This window comes from Rubneribacter sp., assembly GCF_965361815.1.
In genome coordinates, this window is record NZ_CBDTNW010000131.1 from 1 (window position 1) to 20,330 (window position 20,330).

Annotated in this window: 18 protein-coding genes; 12 read left to right on the forward strand and 6 right to left on the reverse strand. The window is 66.8% G+C overall.

Translation table 11 applies throughout. The features are described 5' to 3' along the window. Positions 1 to 70: 70 nt before the first annotated feature. Positions 71 to 775, reverse strand: a complete 705-nt coding sequence (locus ACWKY3_RS09575; RefSeq protein WP_449316179.1) for a DUF3793 family protein — start codon at positions 773 to 775, stop codon at positions 71 to 73. A 325-nt stretch (positions 776 to 1,100) separates the two neighbouring features. Beyond that, positions 1,101 to 2,060 (reverse strand): helix-turn-helix transcriptional regulator, encoded by a 960-nt coding sequence (locus ACWKY3_RS09580; RefSeq protein WP_449316180.1) that lies wholly within the window; start codon positions 2,058 to 2,060, stop codon positions 1,101 to 1,103. A 304-nt stretch (positions 2,061 to 2,364) separates the two neighbouring features. Here ACWKY3_RS09580 and ACWKY3_RS09585 point away from each other — a divergent pair, with 304 nt between their 5' ends. The 7 genes from ACWKY3_RS09585 (at position 2,365) to ACWKY3_RS09615 (ending at position 9,990) form a co-directional block, all read left to right on the forward strand. Next, entirely contained in the window at positions 2,365 to 2,934 is a 570-nt protein-coding gene (locus ACWKY3_RS09585; protein WP_449316181.1) for an MptD family putative ECF transporter S component, read from the forward strand. 79 nt (positions 2,935 to 3,013) lie between these two features. After that, positions 3,014 to 3,697 (forward strand): energy-coupling factor transporter transmembrane component T family protein, encoded by a 684-nt coding sequence (locus ACWKY3_RS09590; protein ID WP_449316182.1) that lies wholly within the window; start codon positions 3,014 to 3,016, stop codon positions 3,695 to 3,697. Continuing rightward, positions 3,697 to 5,196: an ABC transporter ATP-binding protein gene (locus tag ACWKY3_RS09595; RefSeq protein WP_449316183.1), complete on the forward strand. Its 1,500-nt coding sequence runs from the start codon at positions 3,697 to 3,699 to the stop codon at positions 5,194 to 5,196. The genes ACWKY3_RS09590 and ACWKY3_RS09595 overlap by 1 nt, the downstream gene beginning before the upstream one ends. A gap of 253 nt (positions 5,197 to 5,449) precedes the next feature. After that, complete coding sequence (locus ACWKY3_RS09600; protein WP_449316184.1) at positions 5,450 to 7,372, forward strand: ABC transporter ATP-binding protein; 1,923 nt, start codon at positions 5,450 to 5,452, stop codon at positions 7,370 to 7,372. 2 nt (positions 7,373 to 7,374) lie between these two features. Continuing rightward, entirely contained in the window at positions 7,375 to 9,120 is a 1,746-nt protein-coding gene (locus tag ACWKY3_RS09605) for an ABC transporter ATP-binding protein (RefSeq protein ID WP_449316185.1), read from the forward strand. A gap of 296 nt (positions 9,121 to 9,416) precedes the next feature. Beyond that, a complete protein-coding gene (locus ACWKY3_RS09610; protein WP_449316186.1) occupies positions 9,417 to 9,707 on the forward strand; it encodes a type II toxin-antitoxin system RelB/DinJ family antitoxin in 291 nt (96 codons plus the stop codon). A gap of 7 nt (positions 9,708 to 9,714) precedes the next feature. Beyond that, complete coding sequence (locus ACWKY3_RS09615; RefSeq protein WP_449316187.1) at positions 9,715 to 9,990, forward strand: type II toxin-antitoxin system YafQ family toxin; 276 nt, start codon at positions 9,715 to 9,717, stop codon at positions 9,988 to 9,990. A gap of 153 nt (positions 9,991 to 10,143) precedes the next feature. On the opposite strand, the gene feoB is transcribed toward ACWKY3_RS09615, so the two are convergent. Then, positions 10,144 to 12,360 (reverse strand): ferrous iron transport protein B, encoded by a 2,217-nt coding sequence (gene feoB / locus ACWKY3_RS09620; protein ID WP_449316188.1) that lies wholly within the window; start codon positions 12,358 to 12,360, stop codon positions 10,144 to 10,146. Then, positions 12,357 to 12,584: a FeoA family protein gene (locus ACWKY3_RS09625; protein WP_449316189.1), complete on the reverse strand. Its 228-nt coding sequence runs from the start codon at positions 12,582 to 12,584 to the stop codon at positions 12,357 to 12,359. Before ACWKY3_RS09625 ends, feoB begins: the two co-directional genes overlap by 4 nt. 197 nt (positions 12,585 to 12,781) lie before the next feature. Between ACWKY3_RS09625 and ACWKY3_RS09630 the strand changes: the two genes are divergently transcribed. Next, entirely contained in the window at positions 12,782 to 13,777 is a 996-nt protein-coding gene (locus tag ACWKY3_RS09630) for a helix-turn-helix domain-containing protein (protein ID WP_449316190.1), read from the forward strand. On the opposite strand, the gene ACWKY3_RS09635 is transcribed toward ACWKY3_RS09630, so the two are convergent. Both ACWKY3_RS09635 and ACWKY3_RS09640 read right to left on the reverse strand, forming a co-directional pair. After that, on the reverse strand, positions 13,704 to 14,369 hold the full coding sequence (locus ACWKY3_RS09635) for a TetR/AcrR family transcriptional regulator (RefSeq protein ID WP_449316191.1): 666 nt from the start codon (positions 14,367 to 14,369) through the stop codon (positions 13,704 to 13,706). The genes ACWKY3_RS09630 and ACWKY3_RS09635 overlap by 74 nt on opposite strands. Before the next feature lie 319 nt (positions 14,370 to 14,688). After that, positions 14,689 to 14,889: a hypothetical protein gene (locus tag ACWKY3_RS09640; protein WP_449316192.1), complete on the reverse strand. Its 201-nt coding sequence runs from the start codon at positions 14,887 to 14,889 to the stop codon at positions 14,689 to 14,691. Between the two features lie 138 nt (positions 14,890 to 15,027). On the opposite strand from ACWKY3_RS09640, the gene ACWKY3_RS09645 reads away from it, so the two are divergent. From ACWKY3_RS09645 to ACWKY3_RS09660, 4 genes are all read left to right on the forward strand, one after another. Next, complete coding sequence (locus ACWKY3_RS09645; protein WP_449316193.1) at positions 15,028 to 17,025, forward strand: ABC transporter ATP-binding protein; 1,998 nt, start codon at positions 15,028 to 15,030, stop codon at positions 17,023 to 17,025. Continuing rightward, entirely contained in the window at positions 17,018 to 18,856 is a 1,839-nt protein-coding gene (locus ACWKY3_RS09650) for an ABC transporter ATP-binding protein (RefSeq protein WP_449316194.1), read from the forward strand. The genes ACWKY3_RS09645 and ACWKY3_RS09650 overlap by 8 nt, the downstream gene beginning before the upstream one ends. 121 nt (positions 18,857 to 18,977) lie before the next feature. Beyond that, positions 18,978 to 19,688 carry a TetR/AcrR family transcriptional regulator gene (locus ACWKY3_RS09655; RefSeq protein WP_449316195.1) on the forward strand — a complete coding sequence of 237 codons (711 nt, stop codon included), beginning with the start codon at positions 18,978 to 18,980 and terminating at the stop codon, positions 19,686 to 19,688. After that, on the forward strand, positions 19,685 to 19,894 hold the full coding sequence (locus ACWKY3_RS09660; protein WP_449316196.1) for a cysteine-rich KTR domain-containing protein: 210 nt from the start codon (positions 19,685 to 19,687) through the stop codon (positions 19,892 to 19,894). Before ACWKY3_RS09655 ends, ACWKY3_RS09660 begins: the two co-directional genes overlap by 4 nt. The last annotated feature ends 436 nt before the right edge of the window (positions 19,895 to 20,330 follow it).

The window sequence follows — 20,330 nt, forward strand, 5'->3', positions numbered from 1 at the left end:
GGCGCGATGCAGCGGGACGGGGCGTATCGGCGCGGTTTCGGCGCGCACCCCGCTCGACGCGCGTTGGCGCTCAGCCGGCGGCGCGGAACGCCTCGGAGGCGGGGAAATCCTCGTCCACGGCGGCAAGGCATTCGATGGGAACGCCCTCGCTAAACAGGCGCTCGTACTCGGCGGTGCATTCCTTGTAGCAGCAAAAACAGCTGCGCGCGTCGCGCTCCTTCGCGTAGACTTTCCAGCAGCCGCTGCACAGGTAGTTCTCGCCCTTGTTCTCGATGAACCCGACGACGTCCTCGTAGGGGTAGCCGAGGAAAAAGCCGATCTCATGGGGAAACGAGCAGCAGCCCGTCAGCTGGCTTTGCAGGTCGGTGCCGCAGATGCGCCGATGAAGCTTTTCGATGCAAGCCGACAGCGAAGCGGGGTTGTAGCCTTCCGCGCGAAGAAACGCCGCCACGCGCTTTTCCTGGACTGCGCGCGCGAGCAGCGCGGGGCGGTACACGTACACGAGGGCGCCGCTTGCGCGGCGGGCGAGCACCTCGATGCGCACGCCGCGCGGGGCGAGCTTGGCGCGGCAGACGCGCAGCGCGCTGGACAGCTCGTCGTCGCGCAGCGCGGCGGCCGTCGGGCGGCCTGGGCTGCGCCGTGCCGCGGGCGAAAGGGAGCTGCGGCAGGTGAACAGGTTCGCCGGTTTGATGGCCGCCAGCGTGGGAGTGCAGTGATGCACCAGCTTGCGTTCGAGCGCATGGGCTGGCGCGGCGCTTTGTTCGGTGGCGTGCATGCATCCTCCTGTCGTTTCGGTGCTTCCATCCTTTGGGCACCTAAAAGTTAGCTTTGGAAAACATATACTCGAGGAAGAAGGTTCCGTCAATGGGAAATCGGGAGAAAGCGGGGAAACGGGGAAGGTTGCGCGTGCGGGATGGGGCAGTGGGGAGTAGGGAGCCGCGCCCACGCGGGATGTCCGGCAGGATGTTCCTCGTAGGGCATCCTGCCGCAACGATGCGAAACGTCGGCGTGGACGCTTGGGGAGGGGCGGCGGCTCGCGCGGGTGGGGCGAGCGTTCGGGGAGGGGCGGCGGCACGGCCTGCTGCGTGGCGGGCCTCGCGTCAGCGGTAGGCGCTGGGGGCGACGCCGGTGCGGCGGCGGAAGGCTTCGGCGAATGCGCCGGGCTTGCGGTACCCGACAGCGTGCGCCACTTGGGCGATGGGCAGGTCGGTTGAACTCAGCAGTTCGATGGCGCGCTCGATGCGCGCGTTGGTGACGAACGCCGCAGGCGAGGTGCCGTACGCTGTCTTGAAAGCGGCTTTGAGCTTCGTCTGCCCCATGCAGGCGCGGCGGGCGAGTTCCTCGCATGTCAAGGCGCCCGCGAGATTCCCGTTGATGTAGGCGCTCACATTATCGAGGGCTGCGCGGTCTTCTTGCGACAGTTCCGTGCGACCCCCTTCGGCACGCTCGGCCTCGATGGCCTTTGCCCGCTCGATGATAAGCGCGAGCGCCTCTGACACCGCGCCTTCGTAGAACAGGGCGGCTGCCATGCCCGTCCCTTGATAGGAGCGCACCTGGCGAAGCAGGGAGACGAGTTCGGGGAGGTCGGCGCGGTCGTCGACGAGTGCGAAGGCGCGTCTCACATTGGGGATGTCTCCGAAGCGCGAGTGCAGGTAGTCGCGGTAGTAGTCGGGCGAAATGGTGAGGGAGGTGGCGCGCACCGCCGATCCCGGCTGGTAGAACGCCACATATTCGGCGCCTTCCTCGGCAAGATAGGTGGAGACGGTCCCGGCGCGCGGCGTGTTGCCGTTTTGCACCACGAGATCGGCCTTTTCATAGTAGGCGATGGAGAGGTGCTCGGCGTGGCGGTAGCGCATGGCTCCGGTGCGTTTGAAGCGCATGTCGAAGGCGTTGACGGCGAAAAGGTTGCCGTGAAAGTACGCCCAGTACTCACCGCTGCCCAGTTCGTTTTCGAACCGACGGACGCTGCCTGCTGGGCCGTAACCCGGCACCATGCCGGCCGGCGCCATGTCCCAGAGGCGAAACGCCTCCTCGTACATGTCGTGTTGGATGCTGCGCATTCTCACCTTCCATCGCCTGCTTGCGATCACGCATCTGGCGCTATGTGGCGTTCTTGGCGCGCCTTCGTGCTGTGCGCTGCCGGAAACGGTCGTTTCGCTGCCGCGAATCGGCGCGGGTTCGGACTAAGACGGCGGCAAACCAGCTCGTCCGGTCATTATATCAAATAGTTATCAAAGGCTAACAAATTTTGCGGTGAAAGGGGAGCTGGGAATGGCAACGAATGAGCATGCGGCGAAAACGGTCGGGCGAGGCGCCGGGAAGGCGGCTTCTGCAAGGGCAAACCGGTGGACGATGCGCGATGTGATGACGTTTGCGATCTTCAACATCGTCATTGTTGCGGTAACGATGGTCGTGAAGGTTGCGGAGGACGCGGTGCTGTCCCCTCAAAACACGTTTTTCGTGGGGTCGTGGCTGTTTCCGCTGGTATCGACGCCGTTTTATTTGGTCATGGCCGACCGCATAGGCAAGCGCGGCGTGCTGGCGGGTTCTATCCTGCTGTTCGGGATTCTGTACACGTTCATGGGCGGGGTGTACTGCGCGCCAGTTGCCGTAGCAGGTGCTATTGTTGGTGAGCTGGCGATGTTGGGCTCGGGGGCGTACCGCAATATCGTGCGTGCAGCTGTGGGGTTCTTTGTGTACTGGGCGACATTCGCCTGTTACGGCATCATCCCGTATCTTTTGTTCCGAGATGCGTATATGGAGCAGTTGGGTGCGTACTACAGCGCAAACGACGTGGCCGCGATGGTGGCGCAGTACACGGAGCTGCCATGGATCCTGCTCATGCTGGCGCTGTTCGCTGCGGGAACGGCGCTGGGCGCGGTCGTCGGGGCAAGGTTTTTGAAGAAACACGTCCGCAAAGCGAAGATCGCGTAGGCTGGCGATGGGAGCGTGCTCGCGATCAGGCGCATCGAGCGCCTGGGATTCGACGGGTGGCCACCAGGAAGGCGCCGATATGCGCGAAGGGGTGTTCGGACTCGACCCGCGTACGCATGTGGTGGCCATTGTGGCGTTCGGCATGGCGTCCATCGTGCTCACCGGCGTGCTGGAGACGGTGTTGCTGCAGGTGGCTGCAGCGTTGTACCTGACGGGCAACGGGCGTGCGCGCTTGGCGCTGCGTTCGTGCGTGAGTTTTGCCGCTGCGTGCGGGCTGAGCTTTTTGCCGTTGCCGGGCTTGTACGGCGTGCTCTTCGTGAGCCTCATGCACATGGTGCCGCCGTTCACGGCGGGTTGCGCGCTCTTTTCACTGTCGCCCTCGGCTATCATGTGCGCGCTCGCACGTTGGCGCGTGCCGCGACGGGTGCTTGTGGGTGTGTGCATGTTGTTCCGGTTCGCATCGGTGCTGCCGTTTGAAGCGCGCTCCATCGTGCGCGGTATCCGCATGCGCGGCATTTTCCCGCATGTGATCGACGTGGTGCGGCATCCCGCCTTGGTTTACGAATGCTGCTACACGCCGCTTGTCATGCGCTGCTTGCGCTTGTCGGCCGAACTGGCCGCATCGGCGGAGTTGCGGGGCATTGAGGCCGACGGTGCGCGCACGTCGGTGCATCATGTGGGCTTCGGGGCGCGCGACGTTCTTGCTGCTGCAACGGTGTTGGCCGTGTGCGCAGGACTGTGCGTGTGGGGGAAGGTGGTGTGATGGTTCAAGTGCGTGGTGTCGGGCAGGCGGGAGTCGTGCTGCTCGATCAGGCTTCGTTTCGTTATGTGGACGAATCCGAGCGGGGGTTGGAGGCGGAGGTGGGTTCTGCGGCATCCGCTTCCGCATCCGGGTCCGCGTTCGCGGCGATGTCGGGTGGGTGTGTGGACGATGTGTCGCTTTCGGTGGCTTCAGGCCGCTGCCTTGTGCTCTGCGGGCGTTCCGGCGAGGGAAAATCAACTATCTTGCGTATGGTAAACGGTTTGGCGGGCACGTTTTTTCCAGGCGACCTCACAGGTGTTGTGGAGGTGTGCGGCACCGATGTGCGTCAGCTCGATCCGCGAGAGCGCACCGAGCGCATCGGCGTGGTGATGCAGGATCCGCGCAGCCAGTTCTTCATGGGGACGGTGGGTGACGAGATTGCGTTTTCGGCTGAGAATTTGGGCGTGGCTCCCGCTGAAATCGTGCGCCGTGTGCGCGTCGTTGCCGAAACGTGCGGCGTGGAAGGGCTTTTGGACGAGAAGCTCTCCGAGTTGTCGAGTGGCCAGAAGCAGCGTGTGGCCCTTGCTGCCGCCATTGTGTGCGATCCGGCCGTGCTCGTTCTGGATGAGCCTACGTCCAACTTGGACGCGCAGGGGGCAGATGCGCTCGTATGTGTTTTGGCGAAGCTCAAGCGTCGCGGCGCTGCGGTGGTGGTGTCCGAGCATCGGCTTCATCAGCTGCTGTCGGTGGCCGACGAGTATGCGTGCCTGCGCGCCGGTCGCGTTGTGAAGCGGTGGAGCGCCAATGAGTTTGCGCGACTTAGGCAGGCCGATGCGGAGGCGTACGGCTTGCGGCATCTGGACATGGCCGCATCTGCGACGGGCAGCGGCGGCGTTGCGCCTGCGGCGGGCGGTTGGCGGGTTGAAGGGCTGGCGTATCGCTACCCGTCCACAAAGCGGGGCATCCGCGATTTCGACGCCTCGTTTCCCTGTGGGGCGGTAACGGTGATTGAGGGTCCGAACGGAGCGGGCAAGACCACGCTTTCGAAGGTGCTGTGCGGCGCGGTGCGCGAACAGGCGGGACGCGTGACGTTTGATGGCCGCTTTGTGCCGTGCCGCGAACGACGTCGGCGCAGTTACTTCGTGATGCAAGATGCCGACTACCAGCTTTACGCCGGCAGCGTGGCCGACGAGGTGGTGCTGGGGCGTGCGGTGGACGACGCGCTGAAGGCGCGCGCATGGGAGGCGCTCGAGGCGTTCGGTCTCGCCGATCTGGCCGACCGCCATCCCGCGAGCCTCTCCGGCGGCCAGAAGCAACGTGTGACGCTGGCGGCGGCGTATTGCTCGGACGCCGATCTCGTCGTGCTGGACGAGCCCACGAGCGGCCTCGACGGCTACGGGGTCGCGCAGGTGGCCGCGTGGTGCCAGCAACTCGCCCGTGCGGGCAAGACGGTGGTGGTGGTCACCCATGACGAGCTTTTGGCCCGTATGGCGGGCGATCGGAGAATCGAGCTGCGCTGATCTTCGCAGGCTCTCACCGCGCAACGAGGGCGGGGCGCGGGTGACGACAAGGAGGCGGGCAGGGCGCCGAAGGCGTGGCGGGCGGCACATGGGTGACGAAGGGCCGCCGGGGCGCGAGGCGTCCCCGGACGGGCGTTTCGCTGCCGCGATGCGGCAAGGCTTTTCGTTGCCGGCCTTCCGCTCCCTCGATATGAGGCATGCTGTAAGAAGTTGCTAATGGCTAACTTAAGGAGTTGAAATGGAGGCTTCTCCGATGAGGTGTGACATGCGTCCGAGCGCGTTCGCGAAGCTGTACTACTTCATGCGACCCGACCGCGGGCGTATGGTGTGCTCGCTTGCGCTCGCCTGCGCAGGCGAGGTGGCGGGCATGGTGCCCTATGTGGTGATCGCGTTTCTGGCGGCGGGGCTTGTCGAGGGGACGCTCACGCTCGATCGCGCGGCTTTGCTGGCGGGCGTCGCCGCGCTCGCGCATACGGCGCGGTTCTTCTTCACGTGGCGCTCGTCCATGATGAGCCACCGCATCGCGTTCAAGGCGCTGCGCACCATGCGCGAGCAGATGGCCGAGAAGATGGAGCGCGTGCCCATGGGCACGATCATCGATACGCCCACCGGCACGTTCAAGAACCGCTTCGTCGACAACGTGAACCAGCTCGAGGACGCCATCGCGCATTTCATGCCCGAGCTGCCCTCGAACGTGTTCGGCCCTTTGCTCGCCATGACGATCGTGTTTCTCATCGACTGGCGCATGGGGCTGGCCGGCCTCGCCACCATCCCCTTGGGCGTGCTGTTCTACGCCGCCATGATGCGCGACTACAAGCCGAAGATGGCCCGTTACATCTCAAGCGAGCAGCGGATGAATTCGTCGTTGGTGGAGTACGTGAACGGCATCCAGGTGATCAAGGCGTTCGGCCGCACGGCCAGCTCGTACGGCGGGTTCTCCGAGGCGGTGGCCGAGTACCACGATTCCACCTTGGCCTGGTTCAGGCAAAGCTGGGTGTGGATGGCCGCCGTCAAGGCGATGGTGCCCTGCACGCTGCTTGTGTCGCTGCCTTTGGGCGTGTGGCTCATGGCGCAGGGCCAGCTGGCGCTGCCGGCGCTTCTGACGTGCATCGTCATACCGCTCGGGTTCGTCGGCCCCCTTCTGAAGTTCGCGCAGGCCGGCGGCATGATCTCGCGGATGGACGTGTGCCTGAACGTCATCTGGGACTTTCTGGGCGAGCCGGAGCTTTCGCGCCCCTGCGATCGCGTGCGGCTTGCTGGCGAGTCGTTCTCGTTCGAGAACGTGTCGTTTTCCTACCACGAGGGGGCCGAAGTGCTGCACGACGTGAGCTTTAAGACGCGTCCCGCGCAGGTCACGGCCATCGTGGGCCCGTCGGGTTCGGGCAAGTCGACCGTGGCGAAGCTCATGGCCGGGTTCTGGGACGCCACGTCGGGCCGCGTGGCGTTCGGGGGCGTGGACGTGAGGGACATACCGTTCGAGCAGCTTATGGAGCACGTGTCCTACGTGGCCCAGGACACGTTTCTGTTCGACCGCACCATCGCCGACAACATCCGCATGGGACGCCCTTCGGCAAGCAACGCCGAGGTGGAGGCCGCTGCGCGCGCTGCGGGGTGCCACGAGTTCGTGAGCCGTCTGCCGCAAGGCTACGCCACGCGCGCCGGCGAGGCGGGCGAGCGGCTTTCCGGCGGCGAGAAGCAGCGCATCGCCATCGCGCGCGCCATCTTGAAGGGCGCGCCCATCGTCATCCTCGACGAGGCGACGGCTTACGCCGACCCCGAGAACGAGGCGTTGGTGGAGCGTGCCATCAGCAAGCTGGTGGCCGGCAAGACGCTCGTCACCATCGCGCACCGCCTGTCCACCGTGCGCGGGGCCGATCAGATCCTCGTCATGGACGCCGGGCGCATCGTCGGCCGCGGCACGCACGAAGAGCTGCTTGAAGGCTGCGAGGTGTACGCCCGCATGTGGAGCCGCTACGCGGACGCGCTTTCTTCGGAGGCCCCCGCATCGAGCGCGGCGCGGGAGGCGGGCGGCGCGCATGGCGCTCGCGCGACGCAAGAGGGGCGCGCGGCGCAAGGGGAAAGGCATGCGGCGCAAGAGGGCGAAACGCGGGTGGCGCAGGGGGACGAAACGCGGGTGGATTCGAGCTCTTCCGCAGGCGAAAGGAAGGTGAGGTAGGTATGTTCGCGCTTGTCAAGCGGGTGCTCGATTTGGCCGCCAGCTTTTCGCCGGCGGCGCGGCGCAGCCTGATCGTGGGCATGGTGTGCAACGTCCTGAAGGCGTTCTTCATGGCGGGGATGCTGGGCGCGGTGTTCTGGGCGCTGGAGAATCGCGACCGCTTGGACGGCGTCGTGGCGCTGCAATGCCTCGGCATCCTGCTCGTCAGCGTGGCGGGGCAGTACGTGTTCCAGTACCTTGTGGACATCAAGATGGATGCGCAGGGCTTCGACATCTTCCGCGACCTGCGGCTTCGCGTGGGCGACCGCCTGAAGGGCGCGCCGATGGGCTACTTCTCCGAGCAGCGCCTGTCGGCCATCACCACCACGCTCACCACCACGGTGCATCAGCTGGAGGAGTTCATGACCATCTGCCTGACGGGCCTTTCGGGCGGCGTGGCGATGGCGGTGATCATGAGCGCGTTCTTCCTGTTCGTGGCGTGGCCGGTGGCCGCCATCACGTTCGCGGGCATCGCGGTGGGGCTGTACGTGCTGAACGTGCTGCGCCGTCGCGCCACGAGCGTGACGCGCGAGGTGACCGCCGCGCAGGAGGCCATGAGCGACAAGGTGATCGAGTACGCCCGCGGCATGGCCGTGCTGCGCACGTTCAGCACGCCCGACGAGGCGTTGGCGGCCGCGAAAGCGTCCTTCGAGCAGAAGCGCCAGGCCGACTACCGGCAGGAGGCCGCGGCTCAGGGCGTCCTCAAGCTGTACGCGCTCGTGTTCAACGTGGCCAGCTGTGCGGTGCTGTTCGCCGCGTGCGCGCTGTACCTGAACGGCGCGCTGCCGCTGTCGTGGGCGCTCACGCTGCTGGTGGCGGCGTTCATGATCTACGGCGAGCTCATCCACGCCAACGACGCGGCGTTTCTCACGAAGAAGATCGAAGGCGAGCTGGACCGCGTGGACGAGGTGTGCGCCATCCCGAAGCAGGATACGACAGACGCGCCGCTTGAGCCGCGCGGCTTCGACGTGGAGCTGGACGGCGTGAGCTTCGCCTACGACGCGGACCGGCGGGTCATCGACGACGTGTCGCTGCGCATCCCCGAGGGCTCCACCTGCGCCATCGTAGGGCCGTCCGGCTCGGGCAAGACGACGCTCGTGAACCTGATCGCACGCTTTTGGGACGTGGACGCCGGCGCGGTGCGCGTGGGCGGGACCGACGTGCGCGAGGGCACGGCGGAGAGTTTGCTTGCGAACGTGTCGATGGTGTTTCAGAACGTGTATTTGTTCAACGACACCGTGGAGAACAACATCAAGTTCGGCGTGCCGGACGCCACGCACGAGCAGGTGGTTCAGGCGGCGAAGCGGGCGCGGTGCCATGAGTTCATCAGCGCGCTGCCGCAGGGCTACGACACGGTGCTGGAGGAGGGCGGCGCGTCGCTTTCGGGCGGCGAGCGCCAGCGCGTGAGCATCGCGCGCGCCATCATGAAAGACGCGCCCATCGTCATCTTGGACGAGGCCACCAGCTCGGTGGACCCGGAGAACGAGCACGAGCTGATGGCGGCCATCGCCGAGCTGACGCGCGGCAAGACGCTCGTCGCCATCGCGCACCGGCTGAACACGGTGGCCGATGCCGACCAGATCATCGTGGTGGACGAGGGCCGCATCGTGCAGCGCGGGACGCACGAGGAGCTGATGCGCGATACGGGGATCTACCGCGACTTCGTGAACCTGCGCCGCGAGGCCGCCGGTTGGCGGCTCGCGAGGTAGCGTCCGCGCACGGCCGACAAAAGGGAGGTGCGCCGCATTCCTCTCGCGCGGTTCCTCGACGTGCGCGCCTGACGGCGGCCGGGGCGGGCCTCGGGCGGGAACGGCAGTCGTTGCCTGAGGCTTCGTGACGAATCCCGATGCGTCGGATCGGCAAGCGGCAGGCGGTTCAGCGGTTCGACGGTCGGCAGTGCGGCAGCAAGGGCTGTGAGCTTGCGGCATTCGGCGTGAAAGGTTGTCGAAAGTCTTTCGTCGTATTACAATGGATGACAATAGGAGACTTTTGGAAGGAGGACGCTATGGCCACCGCACTTGTGAACGCGCCGCTCAGCACGAAGGTGACCGCGAGCGAGAAGGACCGCTTCGTTGAGATCTGCGAGCGTATCGGCACCACGCCCGCCAACGCGATGCGCATGTTCGTGTCGGCCTTCAACCGCCGGGGCGGATTTCCCTTCGACCCCGCGAACCCCTACGGCTTCAACGAGGAGACGCTTGCCGCTATGGACGATGCCCTGAACGGCCGCAACCTCATCGGGCCGTTCGACAGCGTTGAGGCCATGATGGCCTCGCTTGATGACGACGAGGAATGAGCTTGGAATGAAGATCCTCTACACCTCGAAGTTCAAGAAGGACTACAAGCGCATGAAGCGTCAAGGTCGCGTTGTGGCGAAGCTCACCGCGACGTTGAAGATGCTGGCGGCCGGCGACCCCCTGCCCGCGCGTCTGCGCGACCACGAGCTGGCGGGGGACTACCTTGGGCATCGGGAGTGCCACGTCGCCCCCGACTGGCTGCTCATTTACCGCATCGACCGAGATAGGCTCATCCTCACCGCCGTTCGCACCGGCTCGCACAGCGAGCTGTTCGGCAAATAGCATCTTCCAAGATGCACTATCGCAGTGCATCTTGCGACGAAAAATGCGCCCTTACGGTGCATGAAGGTGACGGCACATGGTGCGGATGCCATGTGCCGTCACCGTGCGTCGTCGCTTTCGTCCGCGTCGCGCATCCTCTGCGTTTTGCACGCGTTAGAAGAACAGCGAGGCTGCGTGGAGCACTATGCAGCCCAGGATGAGCGAGCTGGCTATGTAGAACGTGGCGGTGATGACCGTCCACTTGGTGGAATGCACCTCGCCCCAGGTGGCCGACACGCTGGCGGCGCAGGGCATGTTGAACGTAAACGCGAAGATGAACGCCAGCGCCTCGGGCGCCGAGATGGCCTGCGCCATGATCTCTCCGATGTTGCCGGCCACGGCCACGCCGCCCGTCACGGCGGTGACGACGGCCACGTTGGGCGTGGCTCCACCCGCGAACAGGCCCGACAGCACGCCGAGCGCCGACTCCTTCAGCACGAGCGCGCACAGCCATGCGGTGAACGTCTGCCAGCCCATGCCGAAGAATTGCGTGATCGGCTCGATGGCGGTGCCGATTGCGTACAGCGCCGAGCCCTCCACGCTGCCGGTGCTTGTATAGGTGAGCGCCCAGATGGCGAACGCGAAGATGGCCACCACGCGGATGGCGCGCACGAACATCTGGCGGCTTTTGAGGGCCGCGCCATGCAAAACGTTCCCCAGGCGCGGCCGGTGGTAGGGCGGCAGCTCCATCACCAGCCCGGCGCGCTCGCCCTCCTTCACCAAGCGCGGCCCGAACAGGCGGCCGACCGCCCACATGAGCAGGACGCACACGCAGAAGATGCCCACGATGACCAGCGGCGCGCCCATGCCGAAGAACGCCACGGCCAGCACTGGCACCACGCCCCACGTGGAGCCGCAGGGGATGGCCCACGCCATCATGACGGTGAGCATGCGCTGGCCCCACGAGTCGATCACGCGCGAGCCCGACACGCCGCCCATCGTGCAGCCGAAGCACATGAGGAAGGGCATGAGCGACTTGCCCTGCAGCCCGAAGCGCGACATGGCATGGTCGAACACGTAGCTGATGCGCGCCATATAGCCCGATTCCTCGTACAGCCCGAATACGAGGTTGATGCCGAACACGTAGCCCACCATCATGGTGCCGAAGCACAGGCTGTTGCACACCACGCCCGAAAGAAAGCTGCCCACCACATCGGGGACGCCTGCGCCCGAGAGCGCGAAGGCGGCTTCCTGCCCGATGGAGGAGATCATCCCGCCCACCATCATGATGGGTATCGCCGGCACGAACGCCAGCACGAATCCGAGGAGGATCATGCCGACGGCGAGGGGTTTGGAGAGGCGCGAGCCCGTGGCGAGCCGGTCTAAGCGCGAGAGCGGCGATGCGGCTTTCGCCCTGCCGGCGCTTGCGGTGGAGGCTGCCTCGTGCGAGCCCGCAGCCGGGACGGCGTTTGCCTCGCGCCCGCACGCGGCCTCTCCTTCGCGCTCCACCGCGCCCGCGATCAGCTGCTCCACCCATGCGAAGCGCGCCGCGCCCGCGTTCTGGATGCCGTCCTTCACGCCGCGCAGCGCCTTGTCGAGGGCGGCGTTCGCGGCGGCATCGACGTGCTGTTGCACCAGCTCGCGCGCTGGACCGTCGCCCTCGATGAGCTTCGCCGCCAGCCAGAAGCGGCTGTGCGGCCCGATGCCCTCCTCCGGCAGCTGGGCCGCCACGGCGTCCCACGTGCTGCCGAAGCGCTGCGCCATGTTATGCTCGAGGGCGGCGGGGTCGATGACGGCCCGCTTATCGCATGCGCGCTCCAGCGCTTGGTAGAGCGCGTCGTAGCGCGTGCGGTCGGCGGCCACGAGCGGCACCACGGGCACGCCCAGCCGCCGCTCGATGGTCGCCGCGCCGATGCGCTTGCCCTGCCCCTCGGCCACGTCCATGAGGTTCAGCACCAGCACGGCCGGGCAGGAGATGCCGGCGAAGTCGGCCAGCATGTACAGGCTGCGCTCCAGCTGGGAGGCGTCGGCCAGCACCAGCACCGCGTCGAGGCCGCCCTGCGCGAGGAAATCGCGCGTCACCTCCTCTTCCGGCGACATCGCCGACAGCGCGTAGGAGCCGGGCAGGTCCACCACCTCGTAGGCGCGCCCGCCGTGCTGGAAGGTGCCCGTCTTGCGCTCCACCGTCTTGCCGGGCCAGTTGCCCACGTGCTGCCGCGCGCCGGTGAGGCCGTTGAACAGCGTTGACTTGCCGGAATTGGGCTGGCCCAGCAGGGCGATGCGCCGCGTGCCCGGCGTGCGCGCTGCGGAAGCGCCGCCCGTCGCGGCCCCCGCGCCCGCCGCGCCGCTGGCTGCGCCCGCCGCGCACCCATCGCACTGATCGCAGCTCATAGCGCCTCCTCCACGCGGATGCTCTCGCAGTCGCCGCGGTCGATGGCGATGGCGCTGTCGCGGCATCGCACCAGCACCGGGCGCTTCCGCCGGTTCTGCAGCACGTCCAGCACGCAGCCCGGCGTGAGCCCGATGGCGGTCACGCGCCCCAGGAAGCGCGCCGTGCCCGCAGTGGCCGCAATGCGCACGCGCGCGCCCTCCGGGGCGTCGCTCAACTTCATCATAGGGGGTCCTTCCTCTCTCGGTTCGCCGCTGCGCCAAGCGGCCTCGCGGCGGGCGCAACGCGTTTCATGGTAGGCGCTGCGCGCGTGGGGCTTCAACTCCGTTTGCACGCTTTAACTCCATATCGCAGCAAGTTAGCCTTATCGAATTAAAAGGTCTCCTAGGCGGTTATAATGCGGAAAGAGAAAGGAGATGAGGTATGCGTGGGCCTTTTTCGCTCGAAAAGATTCATCTATCGACAGGCATGCATGTCTCGTTCGACGGGCGGTGCTACGAGCTTTTGCTCGACGAGCCGTTGGGGCGCGGCACCATGCGCACGTTCGTCGTGTCGCCGTGGTTTCTGGCGAGCACGGTGGACTTCGAGGTGGAGCGGTGCCCGAACCTGCTGCCGCCGCAGGACGGGGACGCGGGTCGCCTTTTGGACGACACGTGGTTCTCGATGAACTTCTGCATGGAGGGCCGCTGCGAGGTGCTGGTGCCGTCCGAGGGCTTCGCCGTGGTGGGGGCGGGCGATTTCTGCGTGGGGCATGCGCGCACGCAGCCGGACGAGTTCCGGTACCCGTCGGGGCGCTATCGGGGCGTGGAGCTGTTCGTGAGCACGCGCGTGCTGCGGGACCCCTCCTTCGCGGCGTTGGCAGAGACGGGGATTCCGCTGGATGCGTGGGTGGGCGGGCCGGATACGACGGTGGTGTTCTCGGGGGATTGGGCGCTGAACGACGCGATGGGGCGCATCGGCGCCGCTGCAGAGCGTTTGGACGCCGCGCGCTGCAAGATCGGCCTCATGGGACTTCTGTCCGACCTGTTCACGCGGGATTTCTCCGCAGCGCGCCCACCGACGTTCCTCACGCCGGCGCAGATGGGCATGGTGTGCGCCGTGCGCGACGAGGTGGAGCGCGCGCCCGCCGAGCCCCACGACGTGCGTGCCCTCGCCCGCCGCTTCGGCGTGGGGGCGGCCACGTTGAACGGGTATTTCCGCAGCGTGCAGGGCATGTCGGTGGCCGCTTTCGTGCGTGATCGCCGCATGCGCCTTGCCGCCGACCTCCTGGCCTCCACCTGCTTGAACGTGGCCGAGGTGGCCCTGCGCGCGGGCTACTCGAATCCCAGCAAGTTCGCCGAGGCGTTCAAGCGCCTCCAGGGCGTCGCTCCGTCGGAGTACCGACGGTCTCGGACGATTCCCCCTCGGGGAATCGCGTAGCGCGCTCGGCGTCGAAGAGGGCGCGCGCCATGGCGTCGATGATGATGCCGACCGTGGCGTCGAGCGCGTCGGCGTGCACGTTCTCTTCGTTGAGGTAGAGCATGGCGATGGCCTTCTGAAGGTTCGCGAACGTTCGCCAGTCCGCATGCGGGCTTACGCCGTCAAGCTTCGAGAGGATCCATTCGGACGTCTCTCGGTCGACATCGGGGCTGAAGGAGCGCTCGCGGGGCCATTTCTCGCTCAGATAGCGCCAGCCGTCGACGCCGACGGCACGGTACAGCTCGGCACCGTCGCGCCACATGCGCGAAAGCCAGCTCTCGAAAGCCGCGCGGTCGATCTTCCCGCCGGCTCGGTCGGCCAGCTCTTCGAGCTCCGTTGCGACGCGCGTGCGCCCTTTGACCACGATCTGGTAGACGAACTCCTCTTTGGAGGGGAAGAAGCTGTAGAACGTCCCCTTCGCGATGCCCGCGCGGCTCGTCACCTCGTCGATGGTGAGCCGGCGCAGACCGCGCTCCCTCATGAGGTCGAACCCCGCCGCAAGCAGGCTCTGGCGTATCTCCGCGCGGCGGGCTTCGTTGAATATCGCGGGCATGGCGTCCTCCTTGTCGTCGGGTGCGCATCGCGGCGGGCAGGGCGTCGGCTGACCGCGCGGGGCGCGCCGCGCGTCGTCTGCGGGTGCGCGCTCCGCGTTGTGCGCAGGCCGCGCGCCGTCTTGCGCTACCGCGTTGTCCGTATACCGTACGACCTGCGTGTCTGTCGCCGCGCCGCCGCGCTCGCGACGCGACCGCGGGTTGCCTCGTCGGCGGGTCGCACGACCTGGGTAGCGTGCAGGACACGCGCCACAAGCTGATCTGTACTCGCACGCCGCGCGCCGCGTTGCAAGCCGCTTGCGGGTGCATCCTGTTCGTCGTTCACGGGTCGAGCGCCGCGCCGCGCACGATACTCGGCGCGCCGGCTCTCGCCTCGCGGTCGCGCTGCGCCGCCTCCGGCCACGCGATGGGCCGCATGATCGGAGGCGCGATGGGCGAGCGAAGCCGTTTTTCTCGGTTCGGCGCCTTCGAGCCAAACAGATGTTTCATGTGAAACATCTGTTTCTGCACGGTTGGCGGCATCTGACGTCCTCCGTGCCATCGTAACCTATATGACCGAAAGTTGAAAGATGGTCATTTTCCCGTTGCCTTGCAAGTTATCGTATGCTAACTTAAATGACTGAAACTAAGAAATTGGTCATTTAAGGAAGGGAGCGGAGCATGAAGGCGAAGACGGCGGTGCGCCCTGCGCTTTCGACGGTGTTCTCGAAGGCTCAGCGCGCGTTCTACGAAAGGGCTGCGGCATCTCCGCCCGCCCCCGCTGCGGGCGGCTCTGGCAGAGAGACCGCCCCCGCCGCGCACACTCCCAGCGACGCCCCCGCCGCGAGCATCCCGTCCGCGCGCCCCAAGCGCAAGCAGGGCCTCGCGCGCCTCATGGAGCTGGCGGGGCGCAAGCGCGGGCTGCTCGTCGGCGCGGTCGCGCTGGCCGTTGCGGCATCGGCGGCGCGGTTCTCGCCCTTCATCCTCGTGTACTTCATGATGGACCAGGTGGTTATGCATTTCCACGACTTGACCTCCATCGATTGGCGCTTCATGGCCGCGCTTGCGGCCGGTGCCTTGGCTGCTGCGGCGGTGTACGGCGTCGCGATGTACCTCTCCACGATGCTCGCGCACACGGCGGCGTTCAACATCCTGTACGAGGTGCGCGTGCAGCTTATGGGAAAGCTCGCGCGCGTGCCCTCCGGATTCTTCTCCGACGTACGCCAGGGCGAGGTGAAGAAGGTGATGAGCGCCGACGTCGAGCAGATCGAGGGCTTCGCGGCGCACCATCTGGCCGACGCCGCGTCGGCCGTCTCGCTTCCCCTTGTGGCCATCGCGTGTCTGCTCGCGGTGGACTGGCGGCTCGCGCTCGCGCTCGTCATCCCCATCGTGGCGGCGTTCATCCTGATGGGACGCGCTCTTGCGACGCCGGAGGGGGCGGCGTGCCAGGCGGCCATGCGCGCGTCCGGCGAGACGTTGGAGGGCACCACGGTGGAGTACGTGCACGGCATGTCGGTGGTGAAGGTGTTCAATCGCAGCCTCTCGGCGTTTCGGCGCTTCGAGGCCGACGCGCGCGAGTACGTGGGCAACATCAAGTGGGCGACGTACTTCAACGCTTCGGGCATGGGCGGGATGTACGCGGCTATCGGCGCCCAGATGCTATGTCTGCTTATCGCGGTGCTGCTCGTCTTGCCCGGCGTTTCGGCCGACGGGCAGTCCTACGCGCGCTTCGTGTCCACCGTGCTTCTGTTCTTCCTCGTGGGGGTGGGGATGAAAGAGCCCGTCTTGCAGATGATCACCCAGACGGTGACGATGAGCGGCGTGAACGCGGCGGTCGAGCGCATCGACGAGATCCTCGACTATCCCGATCTCGTCGAGCCCGTCGAGCCGCGCGAGCCGCAAGACGCGAGCGTGGAGTTCTCCCACGTGTCCTTCTCGTATGCGGGGCCGGACGGGCCGCGGGCGCTCGACGACGTGAGCTTTCGGCTTCCCTCCGGCAGCATCACGGGCCTCGTGGGCCCTTCCGGCGGCGGCAAGTCGACCATCGCGGCGCTCATCCTGCGGTTCTTCGACGCGGATGAGGGCTCGGTGCGCGTGGGCGGCGTGGACGTCCGCGAGCTCTCGTCCCAGCGCCTTTCCGACACCGTGTCGTTCGTGTTCCAGGACACCTTCTTGCTGGCCGACACGCTGGAGGCGAACATCCGCATGGGAAACGAGGCCGCCACGCGCGACGAGGTGCTCGCGGCGGCGCGGGCGGCGTGCATCGACGACGTGGTGGCGCGCCTGCCCGAGGGCCTTGACACACGCATCGGGCCGGGCGGCATGTACCTGTCGGGCGGCGAGGCGCAACGCGTGGCCATCGCGCGCGTGTTTCTGAAAGACGCGCCCATCGTGGTGCTCGACGAGGCCACGGCCTACGCCGACGCCGAGAACGAGGGGAGGATCCAGCAGGCGTTCGCGCGGCTTGCGCGGGACAAGACCGTGCTCATCATCGCCCATCGCCTGAAGACCGTCGAAGCCGCAGACCGCATCCTCGTGATGGACGAGGGCCGGCTTGCGGCGCAGGGCCCGCACGATGCGCTCGTGCGAAAAAGCGCGCTGTATCGCCGGATGGTCGAGGCGAACGAGCGGCGCGACGCGTGGGACATGGCCGCAGGGAAGGGGGATCGTCGTGGGTAGCCTTGCAGAATCGCTCAATCGCCTGACGCTCAGGAGGCCCAAGAACTACTGCGCGATGGTCGGATGGCGCATTCTCGACTCGATGGTCAGCTCGCTGCCGACGGGCATCATGGTGGTGGCGGTGTACGTGCTGATGGGCCCCATCGCCGATCCGGGGTCGACGCTCGACGTCCGCGCGCTTGCGCTCTGCCTCGTCGCGCTTGCGGCCCAGCTTGTGCTGTCGTACCTCTCTTCTCGCAAGATATACATTCTGACCTGCGCGGGAACGGCCGACATCGTGCTCGAGGCGCGCCTTGCGATGGGGGAGAAGCTCAGGCGGCTGCCGATGGGCTTCTACAGCGAGCGCGATGCGGGTGATTTGACTTCGGTGCTTCTGCGCGACTATCGCACCGTGGAGAACTACGGCGGCGAGCTTTTATCGCAGGCGGGGTGCATCCTCGCGAGGCTCGCGGTGTTCTCGGTGTTCCTCGCCGTGTTCGACGTGCGCATGGCCGCTGCGACGCTTGCGGTGGTGCCGCTGGCGCTTCCGTTTCTCTATCTGGGGTTTCGGGGGCTCTCGCGCGTCTCAGACGAGATGGCGCGCGCCTTGCGGGAAAGCGACGCGCGCAGCATCGAGTACGCGCGCGGCATCCGCACGCTCAAAGCGTTCGGCTTGGCGGGCGAGCAGTTCGCCGCGCTCGAGCGCAGCTTCGATGAGCTGCGGCGCGTGTCCATCAGGAAGGAGGCGGCCTCGCGTCCTGTGGCCGTGTTCGGACGGCTCGTGCTGTCGTGCGGCATCGGCGTGGTGATGGCCGCGGGCACGGCCCTTCTGTCGCAGGGCGCGCTCCACCCGTTCTCCTTCATGGTGTTTCTGCTGGTCGCTCTGAACCTGTACGAGCCGGTGATCTCGCTGTTCTATTTCCTGTCCGACTTCTCGCATGCCGACAAGGCGGCGCGGCGCATCGACGCGGTGCTCGACGAGCCCGAGCTTTCCGAGCCGGCTTTGGAGAAGCGACGCGCGGCGCAGGGGTTCGACTACGCGTTCGAGGAGGTTGTGTTCGGCTACGGCGCGCCGGGAAAGGAGCGCCCGGACGCCGATGCGGCGCCGGGGGCGAAGGCCGCGCAAGGCGCGCCGGACGACGTGCTGCGCGGGCTTTCCCTCGAAGCGCCGCAGGGCGGCATGACCGCCCTCGTGGGGCGCTCGGGCTCGGGCAAGTCGACGGTCGTGCGGCTCATGGCCCGGTTCTGGGATCCGCGCGCAGGCGAGGTGCGCCTCGGCGGCGTGCCGCTTAAGCGCATGGGCGCAGACGCGCTGCTTTCGCGCGTGAGCATCGTGTTCCAAGACGTGTACCTGTTCCAGGACACCATAGCGGAGAACATCCGCATGGGGCGCGAGGGGGCCACCGACGAGGAGGTGCGCGATGCGGCCCGCCGCGCGGCGTGCCTCGAGTTCATCGAGCGGCTGCCCCAGGGTTTCGACACGGTGGTCGGCGAGGGCGGCTGCACGCTCTCGGGCGGCGAGAAGCAGCGCATCTCCATTGCCCGCGCGCTTTTGAAGGACGCGCCCATCGTGCTGCTCGACGAGGCGACGGCGTCGCTCGATCCGCAAAACGAAGTGCTCGTCCAACGGGCCGTCGCCGAGCTCGTGCGCGACAAAACGGTGGTCGTGATCGCCCATCGTCTGCGGTCCGTCCGCAGCGCCGCGCGCATCGTGGTTGTGGATGGCGGGGTCGTCGCGGAGAGCGGTACGCATGACGAGCTTGTGGCGGCGGGCGGCCTGTACGCCGACATGTGGTCCGAGCAGCAGCGCGCTGGCGAGTGGCGGCTTGGGGACGATGTTCCGCAGCCGTAGGAGGGGGCTACGTCCTGGTGACATTGAGATAAGTTATCCTTAGTTGACATATGTGTTCCTTGTCCCTATAATCAAAACCGGTGGTTTGAAACCGAAGGTCTTGATGATGAGGGAGCGAGGCGTGAAGCGCGATGAGGACGCGACCGAGCGGCTTTTGGCCGCCGCGCGCGAGGAGTTTTTCGAGAAGGGTTACGAAGCCGCGTCGCTGCGCGCCATCGCCGAGCGCGCCGGGTCGAGCAAGGGCGCGATCTACGTGCGCTATCCCGACAAGGCGGCGCTGTACGAAGCCGTGGTGGGGCCGGTGATCGAAGAGCTGTACGCGAGGATGGAGCGCTGCTTCGACGACTTCGGCCAGATGGATCCCGCGATGCAGCGAACCGAGATGAACGCCTACGCCGACCGGGGCATCGGCTGGATGGTCGATTTCCTGTACGATCACTTCGCCGAGTTCAAGATCCTCGTGTGCGGAGGCAAAGAAGACCTGTACCAGCGGTTCATGCACCGCATGGTGGAGCTGGACAGCGCCACGACGTACCGCTACATCGAGGCCGTGGGAAACGACGCCGTGACCTCGGGCCGCCTCACGCCCGAGATCATGCACATGATCAACACGGCGTGCTTCACCGGCATCTTCGAGGTGGTGGCCCACGACATGGGGCGCGAGGAGGCCCATGCCTACGTGGAGCGGCTGTGCCTGTTCTACCGTGCGGGCTGGAACACCATCTTCTACTCCGACTACGACGTGTCCGCGGGCGTGCCGAAGCCGCCGTCCGACCCTGCGACGGCCGACGAGTTGAAACGGCTCGTGGAGGCGCGGGGAGGCTCGCCGTGACGTCCGCGGACCGGCTGCGCGCCGCGGGCGTGCGCTGCGCGGTCGACGCGCAGGGGTGGGTGCGTTGCCCGGTGTGCGGCTGCAAGACCCGCACGAAGGCGCGTCCCGACACCGTGCTGGCGAACTTCCCGCTGTTCTGCCCGAAGTGCCATCGCGAGACCGTGGTGAGCTTGGGGACGGAGGGAGGTCCGACCGTCCGTCCGTGAGGACGCGGGCCCGCCTGCGAAGGGCGCGCAGGGCGTCCGCGCGAACGGCCGCGAGAGCGCCCTGGCGGCGCGTCCTGCCACGCGCGATGCGGCGTCCCTCGGCCTTGCTCGGGTTTCGGTCCGCGCACGGGCGCGAGGGCGTCGCGGGCGCGACGGGGGCGTCTCGGCCTCGGCTTGGCGGAAAGGCGCCTCCGAAGTGGCGGAAAATCACCGATTTCGGAAACCCTTTGCCGAACGAGGCCGCGAAACGCCTGATCGCAAAGATTCGGGAGCCCCGAAGCGGCGCGAAACGGCAGAAAGCGGCAAGGCGGGCTTCCGAAATCGGTGATTTTTTGCCATCTCGGACGCCGCGCTTGCGCGGAAGTCCGCGACCTGCCGTCCCTGCCGTTCGCCGGGACGGCGAACCTCATACGAGCCAGACGCATTGACGCAGAGC

Bases quoted from the DNA above. Each gene is read 5' to 3' on its own strand.
- ACWKY3_RS09580 (WP_449316180.1), bottom strand. From the start codon at position 2,060: ATGCGCAGCATCCAACACGACATGTACGAGGAGGCGTTTCGCCTCTGG.
- ACWKY3_RS09585 (WP_449316181.1), top strand. From the start codon at position 2,365: ATGACGTTTGCGATCTTCAACATCGTCATTGTTGCGGTAACGATGGTC.
- ACWKY3_RS09600 (WP_449316184.1), top strand. From the start codon at position 5,450: ATGAGGTGTGACATGCGTCCGAGCGCGTTCGCGAAGCTGTACTACTTC.
- ACWKY3_RS09575 (WP_449316179.1), bottom strand. From the start codon at position 775: ATGCACGCCACCGAACAAAGCGCCGCGCCAGCCCATGCGCTCGAACGC.
- ACWKY3_RS09610 (WP_449316186.1), top strand. From the start codon at position 9,417: ATGGCCACCGCACTTGTGAACGCGCCGCTCAGCACGAAGGTGACCGCG.
- ACWKY3_RS09615 (WP_449316187.1), top strand. From the start codon at position 9,715: ATGAAGATCCTCTACACCTCGAAGTTCAAGAAGGACTACAAGCGCATG.
- ACWKY3_RS09645 (WP_449316193.1), top strand. From the start codon at position 15,028: ATGAAGGCGAAGACGGCGGTGCGCCCTGCGCTTTCGACGGTGTTCTCG.
- ACWKY3_RS09605 (WP_449316185.1), top strand. From the start codon at position 7,375: ATGTTCGCGCTTGTCAAGCGGGTGCTCGATTTGGCCGCCAGCTTTTCG.
- ACWKY3_RS09640 (WP_449316192.1), bottom strand. From the start codon at position 14,889: ATGCCGCCAACCGTGCAGAAACAGATGTTTCACATGAAACATCTGTTT.
- ACWKY3_RS09590 (WP_449316182.1), top strand. From the start codon at position 3,014: ATGCGCGAAGGGGTGTTCGGACTCGACCCGCGTACGCATGTGGTGGCC.
- ACWKY3_RS09595 (WP_449316183.1), top strand. From the start codon at position 3,697: ATGGTTCAAGTGCGTGGTGTCGGGCAGGCGGGAGTCGTGCTGCTCGAT.
- ACWKY3_RS09635 (WP_449316191.1), bottom strand. From the start codon at position 14,369: ATGCCCGCGATATTCAACGAAGCCCGCCGCGCGGAGATACGCCAGAGC.
- ACWKY3_RS09630 (WP_449316190.1), top strand. From the start codon at position 12,782: ATGCGTGGGCCTTTTTCGCTCGAAAAGATTCATCTATCGACAGGCATG.
- feoB (WP_449316188.1), bottom strand. From the start codon at position 12,360: ATGAGCTGCGATCAGTGCGATGGGTGCGCGGCGGGCGCAGCCAGCGGC.
- ACWKY3_RS09625 (WP_449316189.1), bottom strand. From the start codon at position 12,584: ATGATGAAGTTGAGCGACGCCCCGGAGGGCGCGCGCGTGCGCATTGCG.